At 72.0% G+C, this 22589-nt stretch carries 22 protein-coding genes and 1 tRNA gene; 10 read left to right on the forward strand and 13 right to left on the reverse strand.

What is annotated here, in order from left to right; all coding sequences use genetic code 11:
- Positions 1-395 precede the first annotated feature (395 nt).
- The 3 genes from nhaA to M1O15_RS11275 all read left to right on the forward strand — a co-directional run bounded on the left by nhaA (position 396) and on the right by M1O15_RS11275 (position 3520).
- Positions 396-1871 carry a Na+/H+ antiporter NhaA gene (nhaA, locus tag M1O15_RS11265; RefSeq protein WP_248633498.1) on the forward strand — a complete coding sequence of 492 codons (1476 nt, stop codon included), beginning with the start codon at positions 396-398 and terminating at the stop codon, positions 1869-1871.
- A gap of 114 nt (positions 1872-1985) precedes the next feature.
- Positions 1986-2570, forward strand: a complete 585-nt coding sequence (locus M1O15_RS11270; RefSeq protein WP_248633413.1) for a phage holin family protein — start codon at positions 1986-1988, stop codon at positions 2568-2570.
- Positions 2567-3520 carry an alpha/beta fold hydrolase gene (locus M1O15_RS11275; RefSeq protein WP_248633414.1) on the forward strand — a complete coding sequence of 318 codons (954 nt, stop codon included), beginning with the start codon at positions 2567-2569 and terminating at the stop codon, positions 3518-3520. Before M1O15_RS11270 ends, M1O15_RS11275 begins: the two co-directional genes overlap by 4 nt.
- Positions 3521-3913: 393 nt before the next feature.
- Here the strand turns inward: M1O15_RS11275 and M1O15_RS11280 are convergent, their stop codons facing one another.
- The 3 genes from M1O15_RS11280 to nth all read right to left on the reverse strand — a co-directional run bounded on the left by M1O15_RS11280 (position 3914) and on the right by nth (position 7253).
- Positions 3914-5113, reverse strand: a complete 1200-nt coding sequence (locus M1O15_RS11280; protein ID WP_248633421.1) for a MarP family serine protease — start codon at positions 5111-5113, stop codon at positions 3914-3916.
- Between the two features lie 83 nt (positions 5114-5196).
- The gene (locus M1O15_RS11285; protein WP_248633422.1) at positions 5197-5910 is read right to left on the reverse strand and encodes an NUDIX hydrolase; all 714 of its coding nucleotides are present in this window, start codon (positions 5908-5910) and stop codon (positions 5197-5199) included.
- Between the two features lie 275 nt (positions 5911-6185).
- Positions 6186-7253 carry an endonuclease III gene (gene nth / locus M1O15_RS11290; RefSeq protein ID WP_372499455.1) on the reverse strand — a complete coding sequence of 356 codons (1068 nt, stop codon included), beginning with the start codon at positions 7251-7253 and terminating at the stop codon, positions 6186-6188.
- 475 nt (positions 7254-7728) lie between these two features.
- Between nth and M1O15_RS11295 the strand changes: the two genes are divergently transcribed.
- The gene (locus tag M1O15_RS11295) at positions 7729-8403 is read left to right on the forward strand and encodes a Crp/Fnr family transcriptional regulator (RefSeq protein ID WP_248633424.1); all 675 of its coding nucleotides are present in this window, start codon (positions 7729-7731) and stop codon (positions 8401-8403) included.
- Positions 8404-8489: 86 nt separating this feature from the next.
- On the opposite strand, the gene M1O15_RS11300 is transcribed toward M1O15_RS11295, so the two are convergent.
- The 4 genes from M1O15_RS11300 to sp36 all read right to left on the reverse strand — a co-directional run bounded on the left by M1O15_RS11300 (position 8490) and on the right by sp36 (position 11018).
- On the reverse strand, positions 8490-9320 hold the full coding sequence (locus M1O15_RS11300; RefSeq protein ID WP_248633425.1) for an MBL fold metallo-hydrolase: 831 nt from the start codon (positions 9318-9320) through the stop codon (positions 8490-8492).
- Positions 9317-10222 carry an NUDIX hydrolase gene (locus M1O15_RS11305; protein ID WP_248633427.1) on the reverse strand — a complete coding sequence of 302 codons (906 nt, stop codon included), beginning with the start codon at positions 10220-10222 and terminating at the stop codon, positions 9317-9319. Before M1O15_RS11305 ends, M1O15_RS11300 begins: the two co-directional genes overlap by 4 nt.
- Before the next feature lie 170 nt (positions 10223-10392).
- Entirely contained in the window at positions 10393-10863 is a 471-nt protein-coding gene (locus M1O15_RS11310; RefSeq protein ID WP_248633429.1) for a RidA family protein, read from the reverse strand.
- Entirely contained in the window at positions 10860-11018 is a 159-nt protein-coding gene (sp36, locus tag M1O15_RS11315) for a Sp36 family protein (RefSeq protein ID WP_003967454.1), read from the reverse strand. The genes M1O15_RS11310 and sp36 overlap by 4 nt, the downstream gene beginning before the upstream one ends.
- A gap of 120 nt (positions 11019-11138) precedes the next feature.
- Between sp36 and bagA the strand changes: the two genes are divergently transcribed.
- A complete protein-coding gene (gene bagA / locus M1O15_RS11320) occupies positions 11139-12104 on the forward strand; it encodes an ATPase BagA (RefSeq protein ID WP_248633430.1) in 966 nt (321 codons plus the stop codon).
- A 5-nt stretch (positions 12105-12109) separates the two neighbouring features.
- Positions 12110-13315, forward strand: a complete 1206-nt coding sequence (gene bagB, locus M1O15_RS11325; RefSeq protein ID WP_248633432.1) for an ATPase BagB — start codon at positions 12110-12112, stop codon at positions 13313-13315.
- Between the two features lie 18 nt (positions 13316-13333).
- On the opposite strand, the gene M1O15_RS11330 is transcribed toward bagB, so the two are convergent.
- Positions 13334-13678 carry a WhiB family transcriptional regulator gene (locus M1O15_RS11330; protein WP_181160367.1) on the reverse strand — a complete coding sequence of 115 codons (345 nt, stop codon included), beginning with the start codon at positions 13676-13678 and terminating at the stop codon, positions 13334-13336.
- A gap of 628 nt (positions 13679-14306) precedes the next feature.
- On the opposite strand from M1O15_RS11330, the gene M1O15_RS11335 reads away from it, so the two are divergent.
- Positions 14307-16640 (forward strand): transglycosylase domain-containing protein, encoded by a 2334-nt coding sequence (locus tag M1O15_RS11335; protein ID WP_248633433.1) that lies wholly within the window; start codon positions 14307-14309, stop codon positions 16638-16640.
- 91 nt (positions 16641-16731) lie between these two features.
- On the opposite strand, the gene M1O15_RS11340 is transcribed toward M1O15_RS11335, so the two are convergent.
- On the reverse strand, positions 16732-17196 hold the full coding sequence (locus tag M1O15_RS11340; RefSeq protein ID WP_248633434.1) for a GatB/YqeY domain-containing protein: 465 nt from the start codon (positions 17194-17196) through the stop codon (positions 16732-16734).
- 78 nt (positions 17197-17274) lie between these two features.
- Between M1O15_RS11340 and M1O15_RS11345 the strand changes: the two genes are divergently transcribed.
- The 3 genes from M1O15_RS11345 to M1O15_RS11355 all read left to right on the forward strand — a co-directional run bounded on the left by M1O15_RS11345 (position 17275) and on the right by M1O15_RS11355 (position 19169).
- The gene (locus M1O15_RS11345) at positions 17275-18216 is read left to right on the forward strand and encodes a metallophosphoesterase (RefSeq protein WP_248633435.1); all 942 of its coding nucleotides are present in this window, start codon (positions 17275-17277) and stop codon (positions 18214-18216) included.
- 161 nt (positions 18217-18377) lie between these two features.
- Entirely contained in the window at positions 18378-19067 is a 690-nt protein-coding gene (locus tag M1O15_RS11350) for a Pr6Pr family membrane protein (protein ID WP_248633436.1), read from the forward strand.
- Between the two features lie 28 nt (positions 19068-19095).
- Positions 19096-19169, forward strand: a tRNA-Pro gene (locus M1O15_RS11355).
- Positions 19170-19529: 360 nt separating this feature from the next.
- Here the strand turns inward: M1O15_RS11355 and M1O15_RS11360 are convergent.
- From M1O15_RS11360 to M1O15_RS11375, 4 genes are read right to left on the reverse strand one after another with little or no spacing between them, the layout of a single operon-like run.
- Entirely contained in the window at positions 19530-19898 is a 369-nt protein-coding gene (locus M1O15_RS11360) for a MazG-like family protein (protein WP_248633437.1), read from the reverse strand.
- Positions 19899-19921: 23 nt separating this feature from the next.
- On the reverse strand, positions 19922-20707 hold the full coding sequence (locus M1O15_RS11365; RefSeq protein ID WP_372499458.1) for an endonuclease/exonuclease/phosphatase family protein: 786 nt from the start codon (positions 20705-20707) through the stop codon (positions 19922-19924).
- Positions 20601-21404, reverse strand: a complete 804-nt coding sequence (gene tmk, locus M1O15_RS11370) for a dTMP kinase (RefSeq protein ID WP_308282284.1) — start codon at positions 21402-21404, stop codon at positions 20601-20603. Before tmk ends, M1O15_RS11365 begins: the two co-directional genes overlap by 107 nt.
- Positions 21350-22459: a radical SAM/SPASM domain-containing protein gene (locus M1O15_RS11375; RefSeq protein ID WP_248633441.1), complete on the reverse strand. Its 1110-nt coding sequence runs from the start codon at positions 22457-22459 to the stop codon at positions 21350-21352. The genes tmk and M1O15_RS11375 overlap by 55 nt, the downstream gene beginning before the upstream one ends.
- Positions 22460-22589: the final 130 nt, after the last annotated feature.

Consider the following 22589-nt stretch of genomic DNA (forward strand, 5'->3'; position numbering starts at 1 on the left):
GGAGAACGGGGCGCCCGGCCCGCCGTGGACCACACGGTGGGCCGGGCGCCCTCGTACGTCCGGCACACAGCCGTCCGGCGCACAGCCGCAGGACCGGTCGAGCGTCTCCCCCGGCCGCCCGGTACGGTGAGAGGCGACAAGGGTCCGTCAAGATCGGCGGTGCGGTATCACCGGAAGCGGTGACACCGGCTTCCGCCCTGACGCCCGCACAGGTGCGCCGGGAAGTCTGGTCGGCAGGTGTTCAGCCCTGCCCGCACGCCCAGCGACCGGAGGTCCACCCCGTGGCCGCGCCCAGCCCCCGTAAGCCCGACTCCGGCCGGCCCGGCCCCGGCCAGTCCGCCTCCGCAGGGACCGGCTCCCGTGAGCCCGGCCCCCGCAGCGGTGCGGCGGCGTCCCTGTTCGGGAGGCTGCCGCTGCCGGAGCGCACGTACCTCACCGACGCGCTGCGCACCGAGACGGTCGGCGGACTGCTGCTGCTGGTCGCCGCCATCGCGGCGCTGGTCTGGGCGAACACCCCGCTCGCCGGCAGCTACGAGACCGTCCGCGACGCCCATCTGGGACCCTCCGCGCTCGGGCTCGACCTGTCCGTCCAGCACTGGGCCGCCGACGGGCTGCTCACCGTCTTCTTCTTCGTCGCGGGCATCGAGCTCAAGCGCGAACTGGTCGCCGGGGAGCTGCGCGACCCCCGGGCCGCCGCCCTCCCGGTGGTCGCCGCCGTGTGCGGGATGGCCGTACCCGCCCTGGTCTACGTCCTGACCAGCACCCTCGGCGGCGGCGCGCTCGGCGGTTGGGCGGTACCGACCGCCACCGACATCGCCTTCGCGCTCGCCGTACTCGCCGTGATCGGCACCTCGCTGCCGTCCGCGCTGCGCGCGTTCCTGCTGACCCTGGCCGTGGTGGACGACCTCTTCGCCATCCTGATCATCGCGGTGTTCTTCACCAGCGACCTGGACTTCGCCGCGCTCGGCGGCGCGGTCGCCGGACTGGTGCTCTTCCGGCTGCTGCTGCGCGCGGGAGTGCGCGGCTGGTACGTGTACGTTCCGCTGGCCCTGGTCGACTGGGCGCTGATGTACAACAGCGGCGTCCACGCCACCGTCGCCGGGGTCGCCATGGGCCTGATGCTGCGCTGCCACCGCCGGGACGGCGAGAGCCGCTCCCCCGGTGAGCGCGTCGAGCACCTGGTCCGGCCGTTCTCCGCCGGACTGGCCGTACCGCTGTTCGCGCTCTTCTCGGCCGGGGTGCCGGTCAGCGGCGGCGCCCTGGCCGAGGTCTTCACCCAGCCGGAGACCCTGGGCGTGGTCCTCGGCCTGGTGGTCGGCAAGACCGTGGGCGTCTTCGGCGGCACCTGGCTGGCGGCGCGCTTCACCCGGGCCTCCCTCAACGAGGACCTGGACTGGGGCGATGTCCTGGCGCTGGCCGCCCTCGCCGGGATCGGCTTCACCGTCTCGCTGCTCATCGGCGAACTGGCCTTCGGGGACGACCCGGGGACGACTGCCGAGGTCAAGGCGGCGGTGCTGACCGGTTCGCTGATCGCCGCCGTACTCGCCACCGTGCTGCTCAGGCTCCGGGTCCGCAGATACCGGGCGCTGTACGAGGACGAGGAGCGCGACGAGGACCGCAGCGGCGTGCCCGACATCTACGAGCAGGACGATCCGGCCCACCACCGGCGGATGGCGGCGCTGTACGAGGCGAAGGCCGCCGCGCACCGGCAGCTGGCCGAGGCCGCCGAACGCGGCAGCCCCTCGGACGCCGCCGAGGTGACGGAGGCGGCCGAGCGGGCGGACAAAGCCGAGCGGGCGGAAGGAGTCGAGCGGGCGGAAGGGGCCGAAGCGGCGGGGGCGCCGCACGACGACGGCGGCCGTCCGGCATGATCTGAGGTCGGACCACACCCTCGACGACCGGATCCGGTGGATTCCGGGAAACCGGGGCAGCAGCCGTACGGGTCCGTCGGACCGCCATAGGGTTGAAGAGAAGAGGGAGCGACGATGAGCCACCCCGTCGGCAACGAGGCCAACAGCGCCGAGCGCAGCCTCGGCCAGCTGGTCGCGTCGGCCACCGCCGAGATGTCCGCGCTCGTGCACGACGAGATCGCCCTGGCCAAGGCCGAGCTGCGGCAGGACGTCAAGCGCGGCGCGACGGGCGGGGCGGCGGTCAGCGTCGCGGGCGTGTTCGCCCTGTTCTCGCTGCCCGTGCTGAGCTTCGCCGCCGCGTACGGCATCCACAACCTGGGCCTCGGTCTGGCCTGGTCCTTCCTGATCGTCGGCGCGGCGTACCTGGTGCTGGCCGGGCTGCTGGCGCTGCTGGCGGTGACCAAGTTCAAGAAGGTCAAGCCGCCGGAGCGGTCGATCGCCTCGGCGAAGCAGACGGCCGCGATCCTCGGCAACGCCAAGCCGCATCCGCGCCCGGCCCCGCTGGCGGGGGTGAGCGCCGATATGAAGCCGCTCACCGCCGTACCCGCCGACGCCCGCCCGCTCCCCGCCTCCGCCGCTTCCGTGTCCGTATCGGAGGTGTCCGTATCGGAGAAGAGCGGCGAGAGCGGCACCGGGACTGTGGGACGCTCGTCTGCATGACGGTCCCCGAGAGCAGCAGCGGCAACGGCGGCGGCAACGGTGGCGGCGGTCCGGTCCGCATCGACGGACCGTGGACCCACCGCGACGTGGCGGCCAACGGAGCGCGCTTCCATATCGCCGAGATGGGCGAGGGCCCGCTCGTCCTGCTGCTGCACGGCTTCCCGCAGTTCTGGTGGACCTGGCGGCACCAGCTCCCGGCGCTCGCCGAGGCCGGGTTCCGGGCCGTGGCCATGGACCTGCGGGGGGTCGGCGGCAGCGACCGCACCCCGCGCGGTTACGACCCGGCCAACCTCGCCCTCGACATCACCGGCGTGGTCCGGTCCCTGGGCGAGCCCGACGCGGCCCTGGTCGGCCATGACCTCGGCGGCTATCTGGCCTGGACGGCGGCGGTGATGCGGCCGAAGCTGGTGCGGCGGCTCGCGGTGTCCTCGATGCCGCACCCCCGGCGCTGGCGCTCCTCGATGCTGTCGGACTTCGCCCAGTCCCGCGCCGGGTCGTACGTCTGGGGATTCCAGCGCCCCTGGCTGCCCGAGCGTCAGCTGACCGCCGACGACGGCCGGTTGGTCGGCGAGCTGATCCGCGACTGGTCCGGCCCCCGGCTGCCCGACGAGGAGGCGGTCGAGACCTACCGCCGGGCGATGCTGATCCCCTCCACGGCGCACTGCTCGATCGAGCCGTACCGGTGGATGGTGCGTTCGCTGGCCCGCCCGGACGGCTTCCAGTTCAACCGCCGGATGAAGCGGCCGGTGCGGGTGCCCACCCTGCATGTGCACGGTTCCCTGGATCCGGCGATGCGGACCCGCAGCGCGGCCGGTTCGGGCGAGTACGTGGAAGCGCCGTACCGCTGGCGGCTGTTCGACGGACTCGGCCATTTCCCGCACGAGGAGGACCCGGTGGCGTTCTCCACCGAACTGGTCAACTGGCTGAAGGACCCCGAGCCCGACCGGTAGCGACCTCCCGGCGCTCGCCCGCCGACATCCCGCCGACCGCCCGCCACCGGGCGCCGGAAAGCGGCCACTTGCCGGGCGCATACGCCAATTCGGCGCTCCCCGGGCGGTTATGGACCATGGGTGCCGGGCACACGTCGGGGTATGGGCTGGACGCACGACCACGCTGACGCAGTACGCAACCGCCGCTCGGCCTCCGAGCCGCTTCCCCCCAGGGGCGGTCGCCCGGGCCAGGGCCCCGATCCCCGCCTCGGGATCTCCCGCATCCTCCGCCGCCGGGCCCGCTGGGTCTCCGCCCGACTGCGTCACACCCGGGCCTAGGGCCGCGCGTCCCGTCCGGCGCCAGGGGGCCCGGCCGGGCTCGCCGCCCGGACCCCCTCCAAGACGTCCAGAGGTTCAGAGGGCGCAGCCCTGGCTGTCCACCTGCTGACCCGCCGTGCTGCCCAGCCGGATGTCCTCGCGGATCTCGTCCACCGTCAGCGCGTAACCGGTGTTCGCGTCGTCCAGCGAGCGGGCGAAGATCACCCCGTACACCTTGCCGTCGGGGGTGAGCAGCGGGCCGCCGGAGTTGCCCTGGCGGACCGTGGCGTACAGCGAGTAGACATCGCGGCGGACCTGGCCCCGGTGGTAGATGTCGGGGCCGTTGGCGTTGATCCGGCCCCGGACGCGCGCCGAGCGCACATCGTAGGCGCCGTTCTCCGGGAAGCCGGCGACGATCGCGCTGTCGCCGCTGCGGGCGTCGGTCTCGGTGAACCGCAGCGGGGTGGCGTCCAGGTCCGGTACGTCGAGTACGGCGATGTCGCGCTCCCAGTCGTAGAGCACCACCCTCGCGTCGTACCGCCGGCCCTCGCCGCCGATCTGGACGGTCGGCTCGTCCACACCGCCGACGACATGGGCGTTGGTCATCACCCGGCGCTCGGCGAAGACGAAACCGGTGCCCTCCAGGACCTTGCCGCAGCTCGGGGCGGTGCCGACCACCTTGACGATGGAGCGCTGCGCGCGGGCGGCGACCGGGCTGCCGACCAGCGCCGGGTCGGGCGGGCGGACCTCGGTGATGGGCTCGTTGGCGAACGGGCTGAAGACCTGCGGGAAGCCGTTCTGCGCCAGTACGGAGGTGAAGTCGGTGAACCAGGTCGAGGCCTCCGCCGGCATCACCCGGGACACCCCGAGCAGCACCTTGGAGTTGCGGACCTCCTTGCCGAGCGTGGGCAGCGAGGTCCCGGCGAGCGCCGAACCGATCAGCCAGGCGACCAGCAGCATCGCCACCACGTTCACCAGCGCGCCGCCGGTGGCGTCCAGCGCCCGGGCCGGCGACCAGGTGATGTGGCGGCGCAGCTTGTTGCCGAGATGGGTGGTGAGGGCCTGGCCGACCGAGGCGACCACGATCACCACCACCACGGCGACGATCGCGGCGGTGGTGGAGACATTGGCATCCCCGGTGAGGGGGCCCCAGACCAGCGGCAGCAGATAGACGGCGATGAGGCCGCCGCCGAGGAAGCCGATCACCGAGAGGATGCCGACCACGAACCCCTGTCGGTATCCCACGATCGCGAACCACACGGCGGCGACCAGCAGCAGAATGTCGAGCACGTTCACCGTCGTTAGCCTCGCAGATTCGTCTCCGGCCGCCCCGATCGCCCCCGGAGCACAGCTGTCACCCTGTCACGCGCGACAGCCTGTCATGCACGCCAGTCGAGCGGGACGCTCTTCTCCCGGTCCCAGGGGCGCTCCCAGCCGGCGAAGTGCAGGATGCGGTCGATCACCCCGGCCGTGAACCCCCAGACCAGGGTCGACTCCACCGCGAAGGCGGGACCCCGGAAGCCGCTGGGGTGGACGGCGGTCACCCGGTGGGCCGGGTCCGTGAGGTCGGCCACCGGCACGGTGAAGACCCGGGCGGTCTCGGCCGGATCGACGGCCCGGAACGGACTGGGGCTGCGCCACCAGCCGAGCACCGGGGTCACCACGAAGGCGCTGACCGGGATGTAGAGGCGGGGCAGCACCCCGAAGACCTGGACGCCGGCCGGGTCCAGCCCGGTCTCCTCCTCGGCCTCCCGCAGGGCGGCGCGCAGCAGCCCGCCGTCCTCCGGGTCACCGTCCTCCGGGTCCAGCGCCCCACCCGGGAAGGACGGCTGCCCCGCGTGCGAACGGAGGCTGCCGGCCCGCTCCATCAGCAGCAGCTCGGGCCCCCGCGCCCCCTCGCCGAACAGCACCAGCACGGCCGCCTGGCGCCCACCGGTCTCCGGTGGCAGAAAGCGGCTCAGCTGCTCGGGCGCCACACTCCGGGCGGCCCGGGCCACCGGCTCCAGCCACCCGGGCAGCCCCTCCTCCGACACGAGTACGGGCGGAAGCCCCGGTACGGCCGGGGCCTCCGGCACGGGGACGGACTCCGGCACGGGGGCGGGCTCCGTTACGGCAGGAGGCGCCGGTACGGGAGCGGGCGCCGCCACGGCGGGGGACGCCCCGCGCGCACGGTCACGGGGGTGGTCGCGGACGGGTTCACGGGCCGGTTCACAGGCGTGGTCACGGGGAGGGTCGTACGCGCGGCGGCCGCCGTACCGCCCCGGCTCGGCATGGTCGTACGACCGGTCTTCGCGCCTCATCGACACCCCCGGCCTACCCAACGCCTCGCGGCTGCCATCCGGTTCCCCTCTCTCCTCCCCTGCTCGCCTCACTGCGCGGTTTCGCCGAGCGGCGGGGCCGGCTTGCCGGGGTAGTCGGGCGGTGGGGAGAGCCGCTGGCCGGGGAAGCCGCCCTTCTCGTACTTGAGCAGCTTGGCCGCCTTCTCGGGGTCCGTCTCCCCTTCCCCGTACGAGGGGCAGAGCGGTGCGATCGGGCAGCAGCCGCAGGCCGGCTTGCGGGCGTGGCAGATCCGGCGGCCGTGGAAGATCACCCGGTGCGAGAGGTCCGTCCACTCCGACTTGGGGAAGATCGCGGCCACGTCCGCCTCGACCTTCTCCGGGTCGTCCTGCTCGGTCCACTTCCAGCGCCGGACGAGCCGGCCGAAGTGCGTGTCGACCGTGATCCCCGGGACCCCGAAGGCGTTGCCCAGCACCACGTTCGCCGTCTTGCGCCCGACGCCCGGCAGGGTGACCAGGTCCTCAAGGCGGCCCGGCACCTCGCCGTCGAACCGGTCCCGGAGCGCCGCGGAGAGCCCGAGCAGCGACTTCGTCTTGGCCCGGAAGAAGCCGGTGGGCCGGATCAGCTCCTCCAGCTCCTCCGGCGCCGCGGCGGCCATGTCCTCGGGCGTCGGGTACGCGGCGAAGAGGCGGGGCGTGGTCTGGTTGACCCGCAGATCGGTGGTCTGGGCGGACAGCACCGTGGCGACGAGCAGTTCGAAGGGGTTGCGGAAGTCGAGCTCCGGATGCGCGTACGGGAAGACCTCGCCGAGCTCGCGGTAGATCCGCCGGGCGCGGCGCACCATGGCCAGATGCGACTCCGGCTTGCGGGCGGCCCCACCGCTTCCGGCACCCGCCGAGCCCTCGGCCGCGGCGTTCCCCGCGGACTTCTGGGCGCCGGTCGTCTTCTTGGCCCCGGTCGCCTTCTTGGCCGCGGTGGTCTTCTTGGCCGCGGCCGTCCTTCCACCGGCGGTCGTCTTCTTCGCCGCGGCGGCCTTCTTGGCCAGGGCCGTCCTTCCCTCAGCGGTGGCCTTCCTGGCCGCGGCCGTCCTTCCACCGGCGGCCGTCTTCTTCGCCGCGGCCGTCTCGGCCGCCCCGGCCTCAGCGGAACCCTTTGCCACGATCATCTCCTCCGCGTATCCCGTCGCCCTCGACCTCTTCCGGAGCGTCTTCCCCGTCGCCGCCCGCTGTCCCGCCTGCCGACCCGGTCCCCGCCTGCCGACCCCTGCCTCCCCACCGGAGACAACCGCACCGCACTGGACCGGCTTCGGCCACCTTCCGACCCTCTGGGCAACGTGTCCGACTTGTATGCTTATCTTTCAAGAGTCGACGCCTGTTCGCCCACAGCGGAATTCCGTTCGGGCAACCGCACCCGTATCCCCGCGACCCGTGTTCCCACCGGCGGGTTGGGCACCCGGCCAGCCTAAGCGCCGGCACCCTCATCCGCCCCGGGCACCGGCGATCACGACCCAATCGGGGCCCTGCCGTACGGACACGCGTACCAGTGCGTCAAACTTGTTGTGATTGATCGCACTGTTTTACCGTCCGGCATCATGGGATCCGACGTCCCTGAGCAGGTCGACATAGGAGAGATTCGTGGACGACGTTCTGCGGCGCGCCCCGCTCTTCGCGGCGCTCGATGACGAGCAGGCCGCGGAGCTCCGCGCCTCGATGAGTGAGGCAACGCTCGCCCGTGGCGACGCCCTCTTCCACGAGGGCGACCCGGGCGACCGGCTGTACGTGGTGACCGACGGCAAGGTGAAGCTGCACCGCACCTCGCCCGACGGCCGGGAGAACATGCTGGCCGTCCTCGGCCCCGGCGAGCTGATCGGCGAGCTGTCCTTGTTCGACCCGGGCCCGCGTACCGCCACCGCCACCGCGCTGACCGAGGTCAAGCTGCTGGGCCTCGGCCACAACGACCTCCAGCCCTGGCTGAACGCCCGCCCGGAGGTCGCCAGCGCCCTGCTGCGCGCCGTCGCCCGGCGGCTGCGCAAGACCAACGACCAGATGTCCGACCTGGTCTTCTCCGATGTGCCGGGCCGGGTCGCCCGTGCGCTGCTCGACCTCTCGCGCCGCTTCGGTGTGCAGTCGGAGGAGGGCATCCACGTGGTGCACGACCTCACCCAGGAGGAGCTGGCCCAGCTGGTCGGCGCCTCCCGTGAGACGGTCAACAAGGCCCTCGCCGACTTCGCCGGCCGCGGCTGGCTGCGGCTGGAGGCGCGCGCGGTGATCCTGCTGGACGTCGAGCGGCTCGCCAAGCGCTCCCGCTGACCCCCGCGCCGTACGGCTGTACGCAGGAGGGCCGCCCCGGAAGCCCGGGGCGGCCCTCCGCCGTACCCGCCTGTCCTCGCCGGGCCTCAGATCAGCCCGTGCTCGCGGAGGTACTCCAGCTGGGCGCGGACCGACAGCTCGGCCGCCGGCCACAGGTTCCGGTCGACGTCCGCGTACACATGCGCCACCACCTCCGAGGCGGTCCGGTAGCCGTCCTCGACCGCCGTCTCCACCTGGGCGAGCCGGCTGGCCCGGTGCGCCAGATAGAACTCGACCGCACCCTGAGCGTCCTCCAGCACCGGACCGTGCCCGGGCAGCACGGTGTGCACCCCGTCGTCCACGGTCAGCGAGCGCAGCCGGCGCAGCGAGTCCAGGTAGTCGCCCAGCCGCCCGTCCGGATGCGCCACCATCGTCGTACCGCGGCCCAGGATGGTGTCCCCGGTGAGCACCGCCCGGTCGGCCGTGAGGTGGAAGCTCAGCGAGTCGGCGGTGTGCCCGGGGGTGGGCACCACCCGCAGCTCCAGCCCGCCGACCCGGACCGCCTGGCCGGCCCGCAGCCCCTCGTCGCCGAGCCGCAGCGCCGGGTCCAGGGCGCGCACCTTGGTCCCGGTCAGCTCGGCGAACCGCCCGGCGCCCTCGGCGTGGTCGGCGTGGCCGTGGGTGAGCAGGGTGAGCGCGATCCGCTTGCCGAGCCGCTCCGCGGTCTCCACCACGGTCCGCAGATGGCCCTCGTCCAGCGGCCCGGGGTCGATGACGACCGCGAGCTCGGAGCCCGGCTCGGACAGCAGCCAGGTGTTGGTGCCGTCCAGCGTCATCGGGGACGGGTTGGGCGCCAGGATGTTGACGGCCCGCTCGGTGGCCGGGCCGCTCGCCACGGCATCGCGCGGCTGCCCGGGCAGGGCGGCGGCCTCGGTCATCCGGTCTTCCCCCCGTTCGCCGGGGCGCCGTCGGCCGCCACCAGCTTGGTGAACTCCTCGTGCCCCGGCCAGCTCAGCACCACCTGGTCCCCTTCCAGCCGGGCCCGCGCCAGTACGGGGGCGAGGTCCCGCTCACCGGCGGCGGCCAGCGCCTCGGCGGGCGCCCCGTACGGCAGCAGCGAGCGCAGGGTGGCGATGGTCGGCGGCATCATCAGCAGCTCGCCCCGGTCGTAGCCGGCGGCCGCCTCGCCGGGCCCGGTCCACACCGTGCGGTCGGCCTCCGTGGAGGAGTCGGCGGCATCGGCGTCCCGGGTCCGCTGCCCGGACGGCAGCGCGGCGACGAAGAACCAGGTGTCATAGCGGCGGGGCTCGAACTCGGGGGTGATCCAGCGCGCCCAGGCACCGAGCAGATCGGAGCGGAGGACCAGCCCGCGCCGGTCCAGGAAGTCGGCGAAGGCCAGCTCCCGGGCGATCAGGGCGGCCCGGTCCGCCTCCCAGTCGTCCCCGGTGGTGTCCTCGACGACGGTCGCCGCGCTGGGCCCGGCGAGCAGGACGCCGGCCTCCTCGAAGGTCTCCCGGACCGCGGCGCACACGATGGCCTGCGCCTCGGCGGGCCCGGGCACCCCGAGCCGGCCGGCCCACTCGGCGGGCGCCGGACCGGCCCAGCGCACCGGCTGCTCGTCCCGCGGGTCGACCCCGCCGCCCGGATAGGCGTACGCACCGCCGGCGAAGGCCATGCTGGTGCGGCGCCGGAGCATATGGACCTCGGGCCGCCCGCGCCAGCCGTCACGCAGCAGCAGCACGGTCGCGGCCCGCCGGGGCTCGGCGACCGCCAGCTCACCGGCGGCCAGGGCGCGGATGCGGTCAGGCCATTCGGGCGGATACCACTGACCATTGGACATGGCCGGAGCCTATGCGTATCGGCCCCGATGTTCGAGAGGGGATCTCGCGGACCCCTCGGCTCCTCCGCGACCGCAGCCACCGGGGTACGGGCGCCGACGCGCGTGCCGCGTGTGCCCCGTACCCCGGCCCGTACCCCTCCGCCTCCGGGCGCCCCGCCCGCCGCGGCGGATCAGTCCTCGACCAGCTCGACCTGGATCTCGACCTCGACCGGCGCGTCCAGCGGCAGCACCGTGACACCCACCGCGCTGCGCGCGTGCACGCCCTTGTCACCGAGGACCTGGCCGAGCAGTTCGCTGGCCCCGTTGAGGACCGCGGGCTGACCGGTGAAGTCGGGCGCCGAGGCGACGAAGCCGACGACCTTCACCACCCGGGCGATCCGGTCCAGGTCCCCGGCCACCGACTTCACGGCGGCCAGCGCGTTCAGCGCGGAGATCCGGGCGAGCTTGCGGGCCTCCTCCGGGGTGACCTCACCGCCCACCTTGCCGGTGACCGGAAGCTTGCCGTCCACGATGGGGAGCTGGCCGGCGGTGTACACGTACACCCCGGTCCGCACCGCCGGCTGGTACGCGGCGAGCGGCGGCACCACGTCGGGCAGGGTCAGGCCCAGCTCGGCCAGCGCCGACTCGACCCGCCCGGTCACGCCTTCTCCCGCTTGAGGTAGGCCACCAGCTGCTCGGGGTTGTTCGGCCCGGGCACGACCTGGACGAGCTCCCAGCCGTCCTCGCCCCAGGTGTCCAGGATCTGCTTGGTCGCGTGCACGAGAAGGGGCACGGTCGCGTATTCCCACTTGGTCATGGGGCCGACTGTATCGGCTGCCGCAGACGCCCCCCGCACCCCGACCCCGGGGCCGGTATCCGCAGCGGAAACCGTCGGGCCGCTGATTGCGCCGGGACCCGACTGGTTAGGCTCGATGACGTGAGCAGGCTCCAGGTCGTCAGCGGCAAGGGCGGTACCGGTAAGACGACGGTCGCCGCCGCCCTCGCGCTCGCCCTCGCCACCGAGGGCAAGCGGACCCTCCTGGTGGAGGTCGAAGGCAGGCAGGGCATCGCCCAGCTCTTCGGGACGGAGGCGCTCCCGTACGAGGAGCGCAAGATCGCCGTCGCTCCGGGCGGCGGGGAGGTGTACGCGCTCGCCATCGACGCCGAGCGGGCGCTGCTCGACTACCTCCAGATGTTCTACAAGCTCGGCTCGGCGGGCCGGGCCCTGAAGAAGCTCGGCGCGATCGACTTCGCGACCACCGTCGCCCCCGGGGTGCGGGACGTGCTGCTGACCGGGAAGGCGTGCGAGGCGGTACGCCGCCGGGACCGGCGCACCGGGGAGCCCGCGTACCACCATGTGGTCATGGACGCCCCGCCCACCGGGCGGATCACCCGGTTCCTCAACGTCAACGACGAGGTGGCCGGGCTGGCCAGGATCGGCCCGATACACAACCAGGCGCAGGCGGTGATGCGGGTGCTGAAGTCCCCGCAGACCGCCGTCCACCTGGTGACCCTGCTGGAGGAGATGCCGGTCCAGGAGACCGCGGACGGCATCGCCGAGCTGCGCGAGGCCGATCTGCCGGTGGGCGGGGTCCTGGTCAACATGGTCCGTCCGCACGTGCTGGACGAGGACGCGGTACGCGCGGCCGGCGGCGACCACCGCGAGGAGATCACCCGGGCGCTGACCGCCGCCGGGCTCGGTGGGACAGAGGCCCTGGTCGGGCCGCTGCTGGACGAGGCCGCCGAGCACGCCGAGCGGGTGGCCCTGGAGCGGGAGCAGCGCGAGACCCTGGCGAAGCTGAGGGTCCCCAGCTACGAACTGCCCTTCCTCGGGGAGGGCGCGGACATCGCCGGCGTCTACCGGCTGGCGCGGGAACTGCGGAAGCTCGGGGTGGGCGCGTGAGTGGCGTGAGCACGGAGCCGGTGGCGGAGACCGCCCTCGACACCTCCCTGGAAGGCGTGCCCGGCCTGGAGGTCGACGCGCTGCTGGACGACCCGGGGACCCGCATCGTGGTGTGCTGCGGCGCGGGCGGGGTCGGCAAGACGACGACCGCGGCGGCCCTCGGCGTACGGGCGGCGGAGCGCGGGCGGCGGGTGGTGGTGCTGACCATCGACCCGGCCCGCCGGCTCGCCCAGTCCATGGGCATCGACCAGCTCGACAACGTGCCGCGCCGGGTGGACGGCATCAGCCCCGGCGCCACCGGCCAGGACGGCGAACTGCACGCCATGATGCTGGACATGAAGCGGACCTTCGACGAGATCGTCGAGGCGCACGCCGACCCGGCCCGGGCCGCCGCCATCCTGGGCAACCCCTTCTACCAGTCCCTGTCGGCCGGCTTCGCGGGCACGCAGGAGTACATGGCGATGGAGAAGCTGGGCCAGCTCCGGGCCCGGGACGAGTGGGACCTGATCATCGTGGACACCCCGCCGTCCCGCTCGGCGCTGGACTTCCTGGACGCGCCGAAGCGCCTGGGCTCCTTCCTCGACGGGCGGTTCATCAAGCTGCTGATGGCCCCGGCGAAGGCGGGCGGCCGGGCCGGGATGCGCATCCTCAACGCCAGCATGTCCATGATGACCGGGACGCTGGGGAAGCTGCTGGGGGGTCAGTTCCTCCAGGACATCCAGACCTTCGTGGCCGCGATGGACACCATGTTCGGCGGCTTCCGGACCCGGGCGGACGCCACGTACCGGCTGCTCCAGGCCCCCGGCACCGCCTTCCTGGTGGTGGCGGCGCCCGAACCGGACGCGCTGCGGGAGGCCGCGTACTTCGTGGAGCGGCTGGGGGCGGAGCGCATGCCGCTGGCCGGGCTGGTGCTCAACCGCGTCCACGGCACCGGCGCGACCGGACTCTCCGCGGAGCGCGCCCTGGCCGCGGCCGAGACCCTGAAACAGGAACCGGGGGGCGCCTCGGCCTCCGACCTGGCGGCCGGTCTGCTCCACCTCCATGCCGAGCGGATGCAGGTGATAGCGCGTGAGCAGCGTACGAGGGACCGTTTCACCTCGCTGCACCCCGAGGTCCCGGTGACGGCGGTGCCCGCACTGCCAGGCGATGTGCACGACCTGTCCGGCCTGCGCGCCATCGGCGACCGGCTGGCGGCGGGCCACGGCGGCTGAGCGGCCGTCCTCCGTGGTTCAGCCGACCGCCGCGTACTCCTCGTAGGTCTCGTCGTCCTCCAGCGCGACCGGCAGGATGCCGGCGCTCCGCTCGTACTCCGTCCGCGCGGTCTCCAGCAGACGGCGCCACGAGGTGACGGTGGGCCGTCTGCGCAGCAGCGCCCGGCGCTCACGCTCCGTCATACCGCCCCACACTCCGAACTCGACACGGTTGTCGAGGGCGTCCGCGAGGCACTCCGTGCGCACCGGGCAACCGGTGCAGACCGCTTTGGCCCGATTCTGCGCCGCTCCCTGTACGAATAGTTCGTCCGGATCGGTGGTGCGGCAGGCGGCCTGCGCACTCCAGTCAGCTACCCAGCCCATACCGGCGCCGTCCTCTCCCGAATCGAGGCTCCCCCACGGCGGTTGCGGCATATTCACCGCTACCAGTTGAGGACGTTACGGAAGGTGGGCAGAGCGCAACACCCCCGTGGGGCCCAATCTTGAATGGCCCGATCGGACTATGTGTGCGCGAGAGATCACCCAGGGGAGTGAGCGGGTTCCATAACTGACGCTTCCTCGCCTAAGCTCCTCCGAACCTGCGCCTTCACGCCCCCGGGGTGTTCCGGGCTTGCCCGGGCAGGGCCGTGTGCGACGGGCGGCGGTGGCGTTCGGTACGGCGTACGGGCGCGGTGTGCGGGGTGCGGTACCCGGCCGCGGGGTGGGGGAGCGGCGTCGAACGGGTCCGGTGGGCGGGCCGACCGCGGTGGGGGTGGGGTGTCGGGGCGGTCCAGACCACCTTAGGCCAAGGCATTGCCCGCTGTCCGGCGATTGCCCGGATTCCCCGGCGGCCCCCTCTCCCCCTTCTCCTCCCCTTCCCCCTCCCCCTGTTCTTGCTTTCCTCCCTCTCCGGGCTCCCGGATGTTCCGATCCGGTACCTATCCGTACGCGAAGCCCCCGAAAGGCCCCGTCTGCCCTCGGAACGGCGCGGACGACGGATTAGGCTTCGGGCATGCCAAAGAAGCGCTCGGGCGGGGGTCTGACCGGGACCCAGCAGGCCGCCAAGTTCCTCGGGGTCAGCGTGCTGTCCGGAGCCGTCCTGGCCGGACTCGCACTGCCCGCCGCCGGTGTGCTGGGCCTCGCGGCGAAGGGCACGGTGCAGGGGTTCGACGAGATCCCGGCCAACATGAAGCGCCCCCCGCTGAGCCAGCGCACCACCATCCTCGATGCCAACGGCGGGCAGATCGCCACCGTCTACTCCCGTGACCGCACGGTGGTGGACCTCAAGGACATCTCCCCGTACATGCAGAAGGCGATCGTCGCGATCGAGGACTCGCGCTTCTACGAGCACGGGGCGATCGACCTCAAGGGCGTGCTGCGCGCGGTCAACCGGAACGCCCAGTCCGGCGGGGTGGCGCAGGGTGCCTCGACCCTGACCCAGCAGTATGTGAAGAACGTCTTCGTGGAGGAGGCCGGCGACGACCCCGACAAGGTCGCCCAGGCCACCCAGCAGACCCTCGGCCGCAAGATCCAGGAGCTGAAGTACGCGATCCAGGTCGAGGAGGAGCTGGGCAAGAAGAAGATCCTGGAGAACTACCTCAACATCACCTTCTTCGGGCAGCAGGCCTACGGCATCGAGGCGGCCGCCAAGCGGTACTTCTCCAAGTCGGCCAAGGACCTCACCCTCCCCGAGTCGGCGATGCTGGCCGGCCTGGTCCAGTCACCGAGCCGGTACGACCCGGTCAACGACGTCGAGGAGGCCACCAAGCGCCGCAACACCGTGCTGGCGCGGATGACGGCCGTCGGCGACATCAGCGCCGCCGAGGCCGAGGAGGCCCGGGCGACACCCATCAAGCTGGCGATCAGCCGGCCCAAGAACGGCTGCATCACCGCGGTGGACGGCGCCGGCTTCTTCTGCGACTACGTGCGCGAGGTCTTCCTCTCCGACCCGGTCTTCGGCAAGACCCGGGAGGAGCGCGGCAAGGTCTGGAACCAGGGCGGCCTGACCATCCGGACCACCCTGGACCCGAAGGCCCAGAAGTCGGCCCAGGAGTCGATCAAGAACCACGTCTACCAGAACGACAAGGTCGCCACCGCGGTGACCATGGTCCAGCCGGGCACCGGCAAGGTGCTGGCGATGGGCCAGTCCAAGCCGTACGGCTTCGGGAAGAACGAGACCCAGATCAACTACTCGGTCAACCACTCCATGGGCGGGTCGAACTTCGGCTTCCCGGTCGGTTCGACCTTCAAGCCGTTCGTGGCGGCCGCGGCCATAGAGCAGGGCAAGCCGGCGAACCAGGTGTACCCGGCCCCGTACGAGATGCCGTACCCGGACAACATCTCCAAGTGCAGCGGTTCCCCGTGGCGCAACTACAGCGAGGAGAAGCTCGAGAACGAGAACGAGAAGGAGGTCGGCCCGTACCCGCTCCGTGAGGCCATGGAGATGTCGGTCAACACCTACTTCGTGCAGATGCTCGCCGACATCGGCATGTGCCCGGTCACGGAGATGACCGACAAGCTGGGCGTGGTGATGGGCAACGGGAAGAAGCTCCCCGAGAACCCCTCCTCCCTGACCCTCGGCTCGGACGGCATGTCGCCGCTGACCATGTCCACCGCCTACGCGGCCTTCGCCAACCGGGGCACGTACTGCACCCCGACCGCGATCGAGTCGATCAAGACGGCGGACGGCAAGAGCCTGGCGGTGCCGAAGACCCAGTGCAGCCGGGCCATGTCGGAGAAGACCGCCGACACGATCAACCAGCTGCTGGGTGGAGTGGTCGACTCCGGTACGGGTCAGCAGGCCGGTCTCTCCGGCCGGGACAACGCGGGCAAGACCGGTACCACGGACTTCCGCAAGAACGCCTGGTTCGTCGGCTATACGCCGAACCTCTCGGGAGCGGTCTGGGTCGGCAGCCCGACGCAGACCGTGAAGATGGAGTACATCACCATCGGCGGGGAGTACCACGAGAAGGTCTTCGGTGGTCAGGTGCCGGGGCCGATCTGGCGGGACGCCATGACCGGTGCGCTGGACGGCGTGACGGCCACGCCCTTCGCCAACGTGACCATCCCGGACGCTCCCAAGGAGAACCAGCCCGACCCGAGCACGAGCCCTCCGGTCGACGACGCCAAGCCCGGCAACGGCGCCTTCAACGGCGGGACCGGGGACGGGGACGGAGACGGGGACAGCGGAAACGGTGACGATAAGGGCGGCTGGTTCGACTGGGACGACGACAACGGCGGCCGGGACGGGAACGACGACCCGCTGGGCGGCATCACCCTCCCGCCGGACGTGATCGGCGGCGGAGGCGGCCAGCGCGACGGCGGCACCGACGGCGGCTGGCGCTGACCGCGTCCCCGTCTTCTTCTCCGTAGCACCCGAAGGGGGCTTGTCACCGGCCAACCGGTGACAAGCCCCCTTCGTCCCACGTCTTCTCCGCTCAGCCCGCGAGCAACTGCTTGACGACCGCCGCGACCCGCCCGCCCTCGGCGCGGCCGGCCACCTTCGGGTTGACGATCTTCATCACGGCGCCCATCGCGCGAGGGCCCTCGGCACCGGCGGCGCGGGCCTCCTCCACCGCCTGGGCGACGATCCCCCGCAGCTCGTCGTCGCCGAGCTGCTTCGGCAGGTACTCGTCGAGCACGACGCCCTCGGCCCGCTCCCGCTCGGCCTGCTCCGTACGACCGCCCTGGGCGAACGCCTCGGCCGCCTCCCGGCGCTTCTTCGCCTCCCGGGCGATCACCTTCTGCACCTCGTCGTCGGAGAGCTCACGGGCCTCCTTGCCCGCGACCTCCTCCTTGCTGACGGCGGCGAGGGTGAGGCGGAGCGTCGAGGAGCGCAGCTCGTCCCGCGCCTTGATCGCCGTGGTGAGGTCTTCGTGGAGCTTGGCCTTGAGGGTGGTCATACGGACAAGTGTGTCAGGTGCGCCGCACCGGCCGCGCACCCATTTTCCGCGACTTTCCGAGTCTGGGACGATGGCGTCATGCGCGCGCGATACGGAGTCCCCCTGAAAGTCACCGCAGGAATCGCAGCGGCCGGCGCCGCCGGTCTGCTCTACGCCGCCGGCTTCGAGGCCCGCTCGTTCCGGCTGCGACGTGTCACCGTCCCCGTACTGCCCCCCGGCTCCCGCCCCCTGCGCGTACTCCAGGTGTCCGACATCCACATGGTGAGCGGTCAGCGCAAGAAGCGCGCCTGGCTCCAGTCGCTGGCCGGACTGCGGCCGGACTTCGTGGTCAACACCGGTGACAACCTGTCAGACCCCGAGGGCGTACCCGAGGTCCTGGACGCCCTCGGCCCCCTCCTCTCCTTCCCCGGCGTCTATGTCTTCGGCTCCAACGACTACTACGGCCCCAAGCTGCGCAACCCGGCCCGCTATCTGCTGGAGAAGACGCAGGGGCGGCACGGGCTGAACGGCAACGCGCCCGCCGAGGGCGTCGTCCACAACCCCTGGGAGGACATCCGGGACGCCTTCGACGCGGCGGGCTGGCTGGACCTCACCAACACCCGGGGCAAGCTGAAGCTGGACGGCCTTGAGCTGGCCTTCACCGGTCTGGACGACCCGCATATCAAGCGGGACCGCTACGAGAAGGTCGCCGGCGGCCCCGACCAGGACGCCGACCTCTCGATCGGCGTCGTCCACGCCCCCTATCTGCGCTGTCTGGACGCCTTCACCGCGGACGGCTACCCCCTGGTCCTGGCCGGCCACACCCACGGCGGCCAGCTGTGCGTCCCCTTCTACGGGGCCCTGGTCACCAACTGCGACCTGGACACCGACCGCGTCAAGGGCCTCTCCACCCACCAGGCCGGCGGCCACACCTCCTACCTGCACGTCTCCGCCGGCTGCGGCACCAACCGCTACACCCCGGTCCGCTTCGCCTGCCCCCCTGAGGCGACCCTGCTGACCCTCGCCCCGCGCGAGGAGTAACCACCGAGCCGCCCCTCCTCACCTCGGTCCGGGGGGCTCGGCGATCGCGTCGGGACCGGCCATCGCCTCGGGGCCGCTTCCGACCTCGGTGCGGGCGCGCCCAGAGCTCTCGATCATGGGTTTCGTACGTTGGAGGGATGTCTGCCCCGTAATCGACGCATGTGCCCGCCTCCGCGGTCGTCCCCCCGGTACGCCGTCCGTACGCCGCCGTCTTCCGCCTGCTGATCGCGCTGGCGGCGGCCACGGGCATCGCCATCGACCTGTCCCTGGCCTCCCCCGGCCGGGTGCTCGGCTACTTCACCGTCCAGAGCAACCTGCTGGTCGCCCTCGTCCTGGCCGTCTCCGCCCGCCGCGCCTGGTCCGGCCGCCGACCCCTGCGGCCCGCGCTCACCACGGCGGTGCTCCTCTACGCTCTGACCGCCGGCCTCGTCCGCCACCTGCTGCTGTCCCCTCTGACGACGAACGGCGCCGCCCCCGGCTGGCACACCCTGGCCGACCAGCTGCTCCACACCGCGGTCCCGCTCGCCCTGCTGGCCGACTGGTTCCTGCTCACCCGGCCCGGCGGCCTCCGCGCCCGCCACGCGCTGCTCTGGCTCCTCTACCCGGCCGCCTACCTGGCCTTCGCCCTCCTCCGCGGCGCCGCCCTCTCCCCCGGCACCCCGGCCCGCTACCCGTACCCCTTCCTCGATGTCCCCGCCCACGGCTACGGCGCCGTCCTGGCCGGCGCCCTCCTGCTCGGCGCCCTCATCCTGGCCCTGGGCCTCGCCCTGGCCGGCCTCGACCGCCTCCGCCCCGCGGTGCGCGAGCCCATCAACCGGATTTCGCCTCCGGGCCCGGGTGGGCTAGAGTAAACGTCGTCGCCGAGAGACACGGCGGCATCGGGGTGTGGCGCAGCTTGGCAGCGCGCTTCGTTCGGGACGAAGAGGTCGTGGGTTCAAATCCCGCCACCCCGACAGTGAAATAGCAGGTCAGGGCCGGTTTACTTTTGGAAAGCCGGCCCTGGTTCTGTTTCTGCCGAAATCTCGGGTCAACGCGGTTCCCGCGACCCTTTGAGCAGCAATTTCGCGTCGCAAACACCCAGATCAGGGGCCCAAGGTCCTTGGATCGCCCTCTGTGTCATCAATTTTGCGCACCACCAATGAAACGTCCTTCGCGCACGTCTCACTTCTTCAAGATCACACCCAGCTCACACCCAAGATCCGCAAAAGTGCGTCAGACGTATGCGACACCCAGAAGTCTGAAGTGGCATCACCAACCGCTTATGAGGGCGCGGCCACCCCGGTAAGGGCGGCCGCGCCGTCCGGAGCGTGCAGCTACGCGGCCGCTTCTCCGCCCTTCGGCCGGAGGCGGTCAAGGAGCTGGCGGAGCCGTCCGTCGAGTGCCTTCTCCGGGTCACTGGACACCGTGCACAGCGCGACCAGCCCCGTGACGATGACGTCGCACAGCTCCTTCTCGACGTCGTCCCAGGTGTGGGAGGCCCCTTTCCTGGGGTTCGCGGCGAGCGCGCCGTGCACGGCCTCGGAGACCTCGCCGACTTCCTCGCTGATCTTGAGGATGCGGAGCAGGCGCCGCTCGCGGTCGGTCTGCTCAGGGGCGTTCGCGTCCAGCCACGCGTGGATTTCGAGGATCCGGTCGAACAGGTCGTCCTGATGGTCCTCGCCTTGGTGGTCCTCGTCGTGCATGTCTCTCTCCTCTGAGGGTGGGGTCAGAACAGGGTGGCTGCGGGCGTAGCGGCCAGGGTCGGGTCGGTCACGGGCAGGTGGGCGATGGCGGTGACGGCGAGCTGGACCGTCAGCGCGGAGTGGTCAGTGAGACGGTCGGTCATGGTCCGCGGCTCGTGGACGTAGGAGCAGCCGCGCAGCCGATCCAGGAGCGGACCGGAGGCGTGCGCGTGGTCGTAGCGGTAGCCGTCGCCGGTGCGCCCCACCCAGGAGTACTCCAGGGCGTCCGGCGCCAGGACGCGGAAGGCATCGCGGTAGCCGGCCGCGGCGAGCCCGGTGTAGAACCCGTACTCCCACGCCTGGAAGACCCGGTAGCGCGGGACGTGGGTGGGCTCCAGGATGTTGAAGTCCCCCAGGACCAGGCGGTAGCCGGTCTTCCCGGTGGGTAGTGCGGCAGCCAGGTCTTCCAGGAAGGTGCGCTTCCTGGTGACCTTCACCTCCGTGGCGTCCCGGGACGGCACGTACAGCCCGACCACCTCCAGCGGGCCCGTGCTGGTGTGCACGGTCACGGCGGCCACCCGGTGCGGCAGGTAGCCCATCGGAAGCCGGAGCGGGTCCGTGGCGAGGCGCGAGACGATCATTACGCCCCGCTCCCGGGTGCCGTGCGGCGGCCGCGGAAAGATCACCGAGTACCCGGCCCGCTCGAACCGTTCGGCCAGGAACTCACATCCCGCGCTGCGCGCCGTCTCCGTCAGCACGAGCACCGCCTCCGGTCGGTCCGCCAGGTAACGGAGCTGTCTCTCCGCGCGTTCCCGGGACGGGTTGTTCAGGTTGAACGTGAGCACGTCCAGCGTCATGGTGCGGCTGGTCCTTCCGAAGGCGAGTGACCGCGGCGACGATCATGCGGGCGATCTCGTCGGCCGGCACGTGGGAGGCGTCCACATCCAGGAGGCGGTGGCCCTTGCTGCGTAGGAACTTAGCGGCCTCCGCGAAGTACGCGCATTCCACGCGGGTGGAGTCCTCGGCGCGTTCATAGCGGGAGTGCGCGCCCCGCGCGGTCAACCGGGCCTCGATCACGTCCGGCCGGCCGCTCACCACCACGGTCAGATCCGGCTGGATCACCTTCTCGTTCAGGAGCCACACGAACTCGCGGTCCACTCCGTCCATGCACTGGAGCGCGAGGCTGCTGGCGATGTACCGGTCGCAGACCACCGTTTGGCCGCGCTCCAGTGCCGGTCCGATCACCTCGCCATGCTGGAAGCGGTCGGCCGCGATCAGGCACGCCAAGGCCTCGCCCCGGTAGTCGTCCGTGCCATGCCGGGCCAGGCTGCCGAGGGTGGTGTCCGTGGGCTCCCGCGTCGCGAGCACGGGCACGCCCTCCGTGCTGAGGCGCCGGACGACGAGGGCCGTCACGGTGGACTTCCCGACCCCGCCCGGGCCCTCGATGGCGACCAAGAGGCCGCGGCGCCCGGTCACGAGACACCGACCACGGGCAGCATGCGGGCCTGCCGGGGGACGACCGGGCACAGCTCGGTGTAGACGGCCCCGATCCGCTCGCCGGCCGCCACCACGGCAGCCGGGCAACCCTTCCCACACGAGGGCGACAGGGAGCAGCTACCGCAGGAGGTGTTGGCGCCGACCTTGAACCGCTCGTGGAAGCGGTAGGCGTCGAGCCGGGCGGCGATGTCGGTGGCCGTCCAGACGTTGCCGACGATGAAGTCGGTGTCCGGGTGCCGGCTCGCCTTGGTCCGGGCGGCGAAGACCAGGTAGGGGCAGACGGCGACCTCGCCCTTGGTGAAGACGTAGATGATGGTCCCGGCCTCGCACCCGCCCAACGGCTTGTCCTCGTTGGGGAAGCGGATGTGCACCACGTCCAGCTGCCCGTCCTCGGCGAAGGGCAGGGTCAGGTCCCGGATGTCGTGCATGTGCTCGTCCGGCCGGCGCAGCGTGCGTGAGGAGTTCGCGCCGCGCCCCATCTCCCCGAGGGGGTTCATCAGCACGTAGGCGGCGCCCTGCTCCCGGGCGAATTCGCAGAGCTGCCGGTACTCGTCGTCTTCGGCCAAGTTGTTCGGCGTGCACAGCAGGCCCTGGAGAATGCCGGCTCGGGCGAAGCGCCTGACCGTGGTCACGGTCTCCTCGAAGCCCTCCGGGCGACCGCGGAACCGTCCGTGCGAGTCTGCCGCGAAACCGTCCAGGCTGACGTTCATGTGCGCCTGATGCGCCGCGAGTTCGGTGATCTGCTCGTCGGTGACCATGGTGGCGTTGGTGCATACGCCCACGCCCATGCCGGCCTGGCGGAAGGCGGCCACGATGTCCATCAGGTCCGGGTGCATGAACGGCTCGCCGCCGGTGATCGTGACTCGGGTGACCCGGGCCTCGGCCAGCTGCGGGATGAGGGAGGTCCGGATGCGCTCCAGCGGCATGTACTCGCCCCGCTTGGTGGCGGAGACGAAGCAGTGCGCGCACCGTTCGTTGCAGGGTTCGCAGATCTGGATGAGGGCCTTGCGGTAGGGGTGGTCCACCGAGGTGCGGAAGTAGCAGGACGTGGCCTGCTCCTCGGTCCGGATGGGACGGACGGTCATCGGAACCTCCAGGCGGGTGTGACGGGGTGGTGGCCCGCGCCCCGGCCGGGCGGCAGATCAGCGCGACCGGGGGTGGGCAGTGGAAGGGGGCAGCGATCTCGCGCCGGCGCCGTGCCGTCGTGGACGCGCG

Source organism: Streptomyces lichenis (genome assembly GCF_023218175.1).
In the GTDB taxonomy this organism is placed as follows: Bacteria; Actinomycetota; Actinomycetes; order Streptomycetales; family Streptomycetaceae; genus Streptomyces; species Streptomyces lichenis.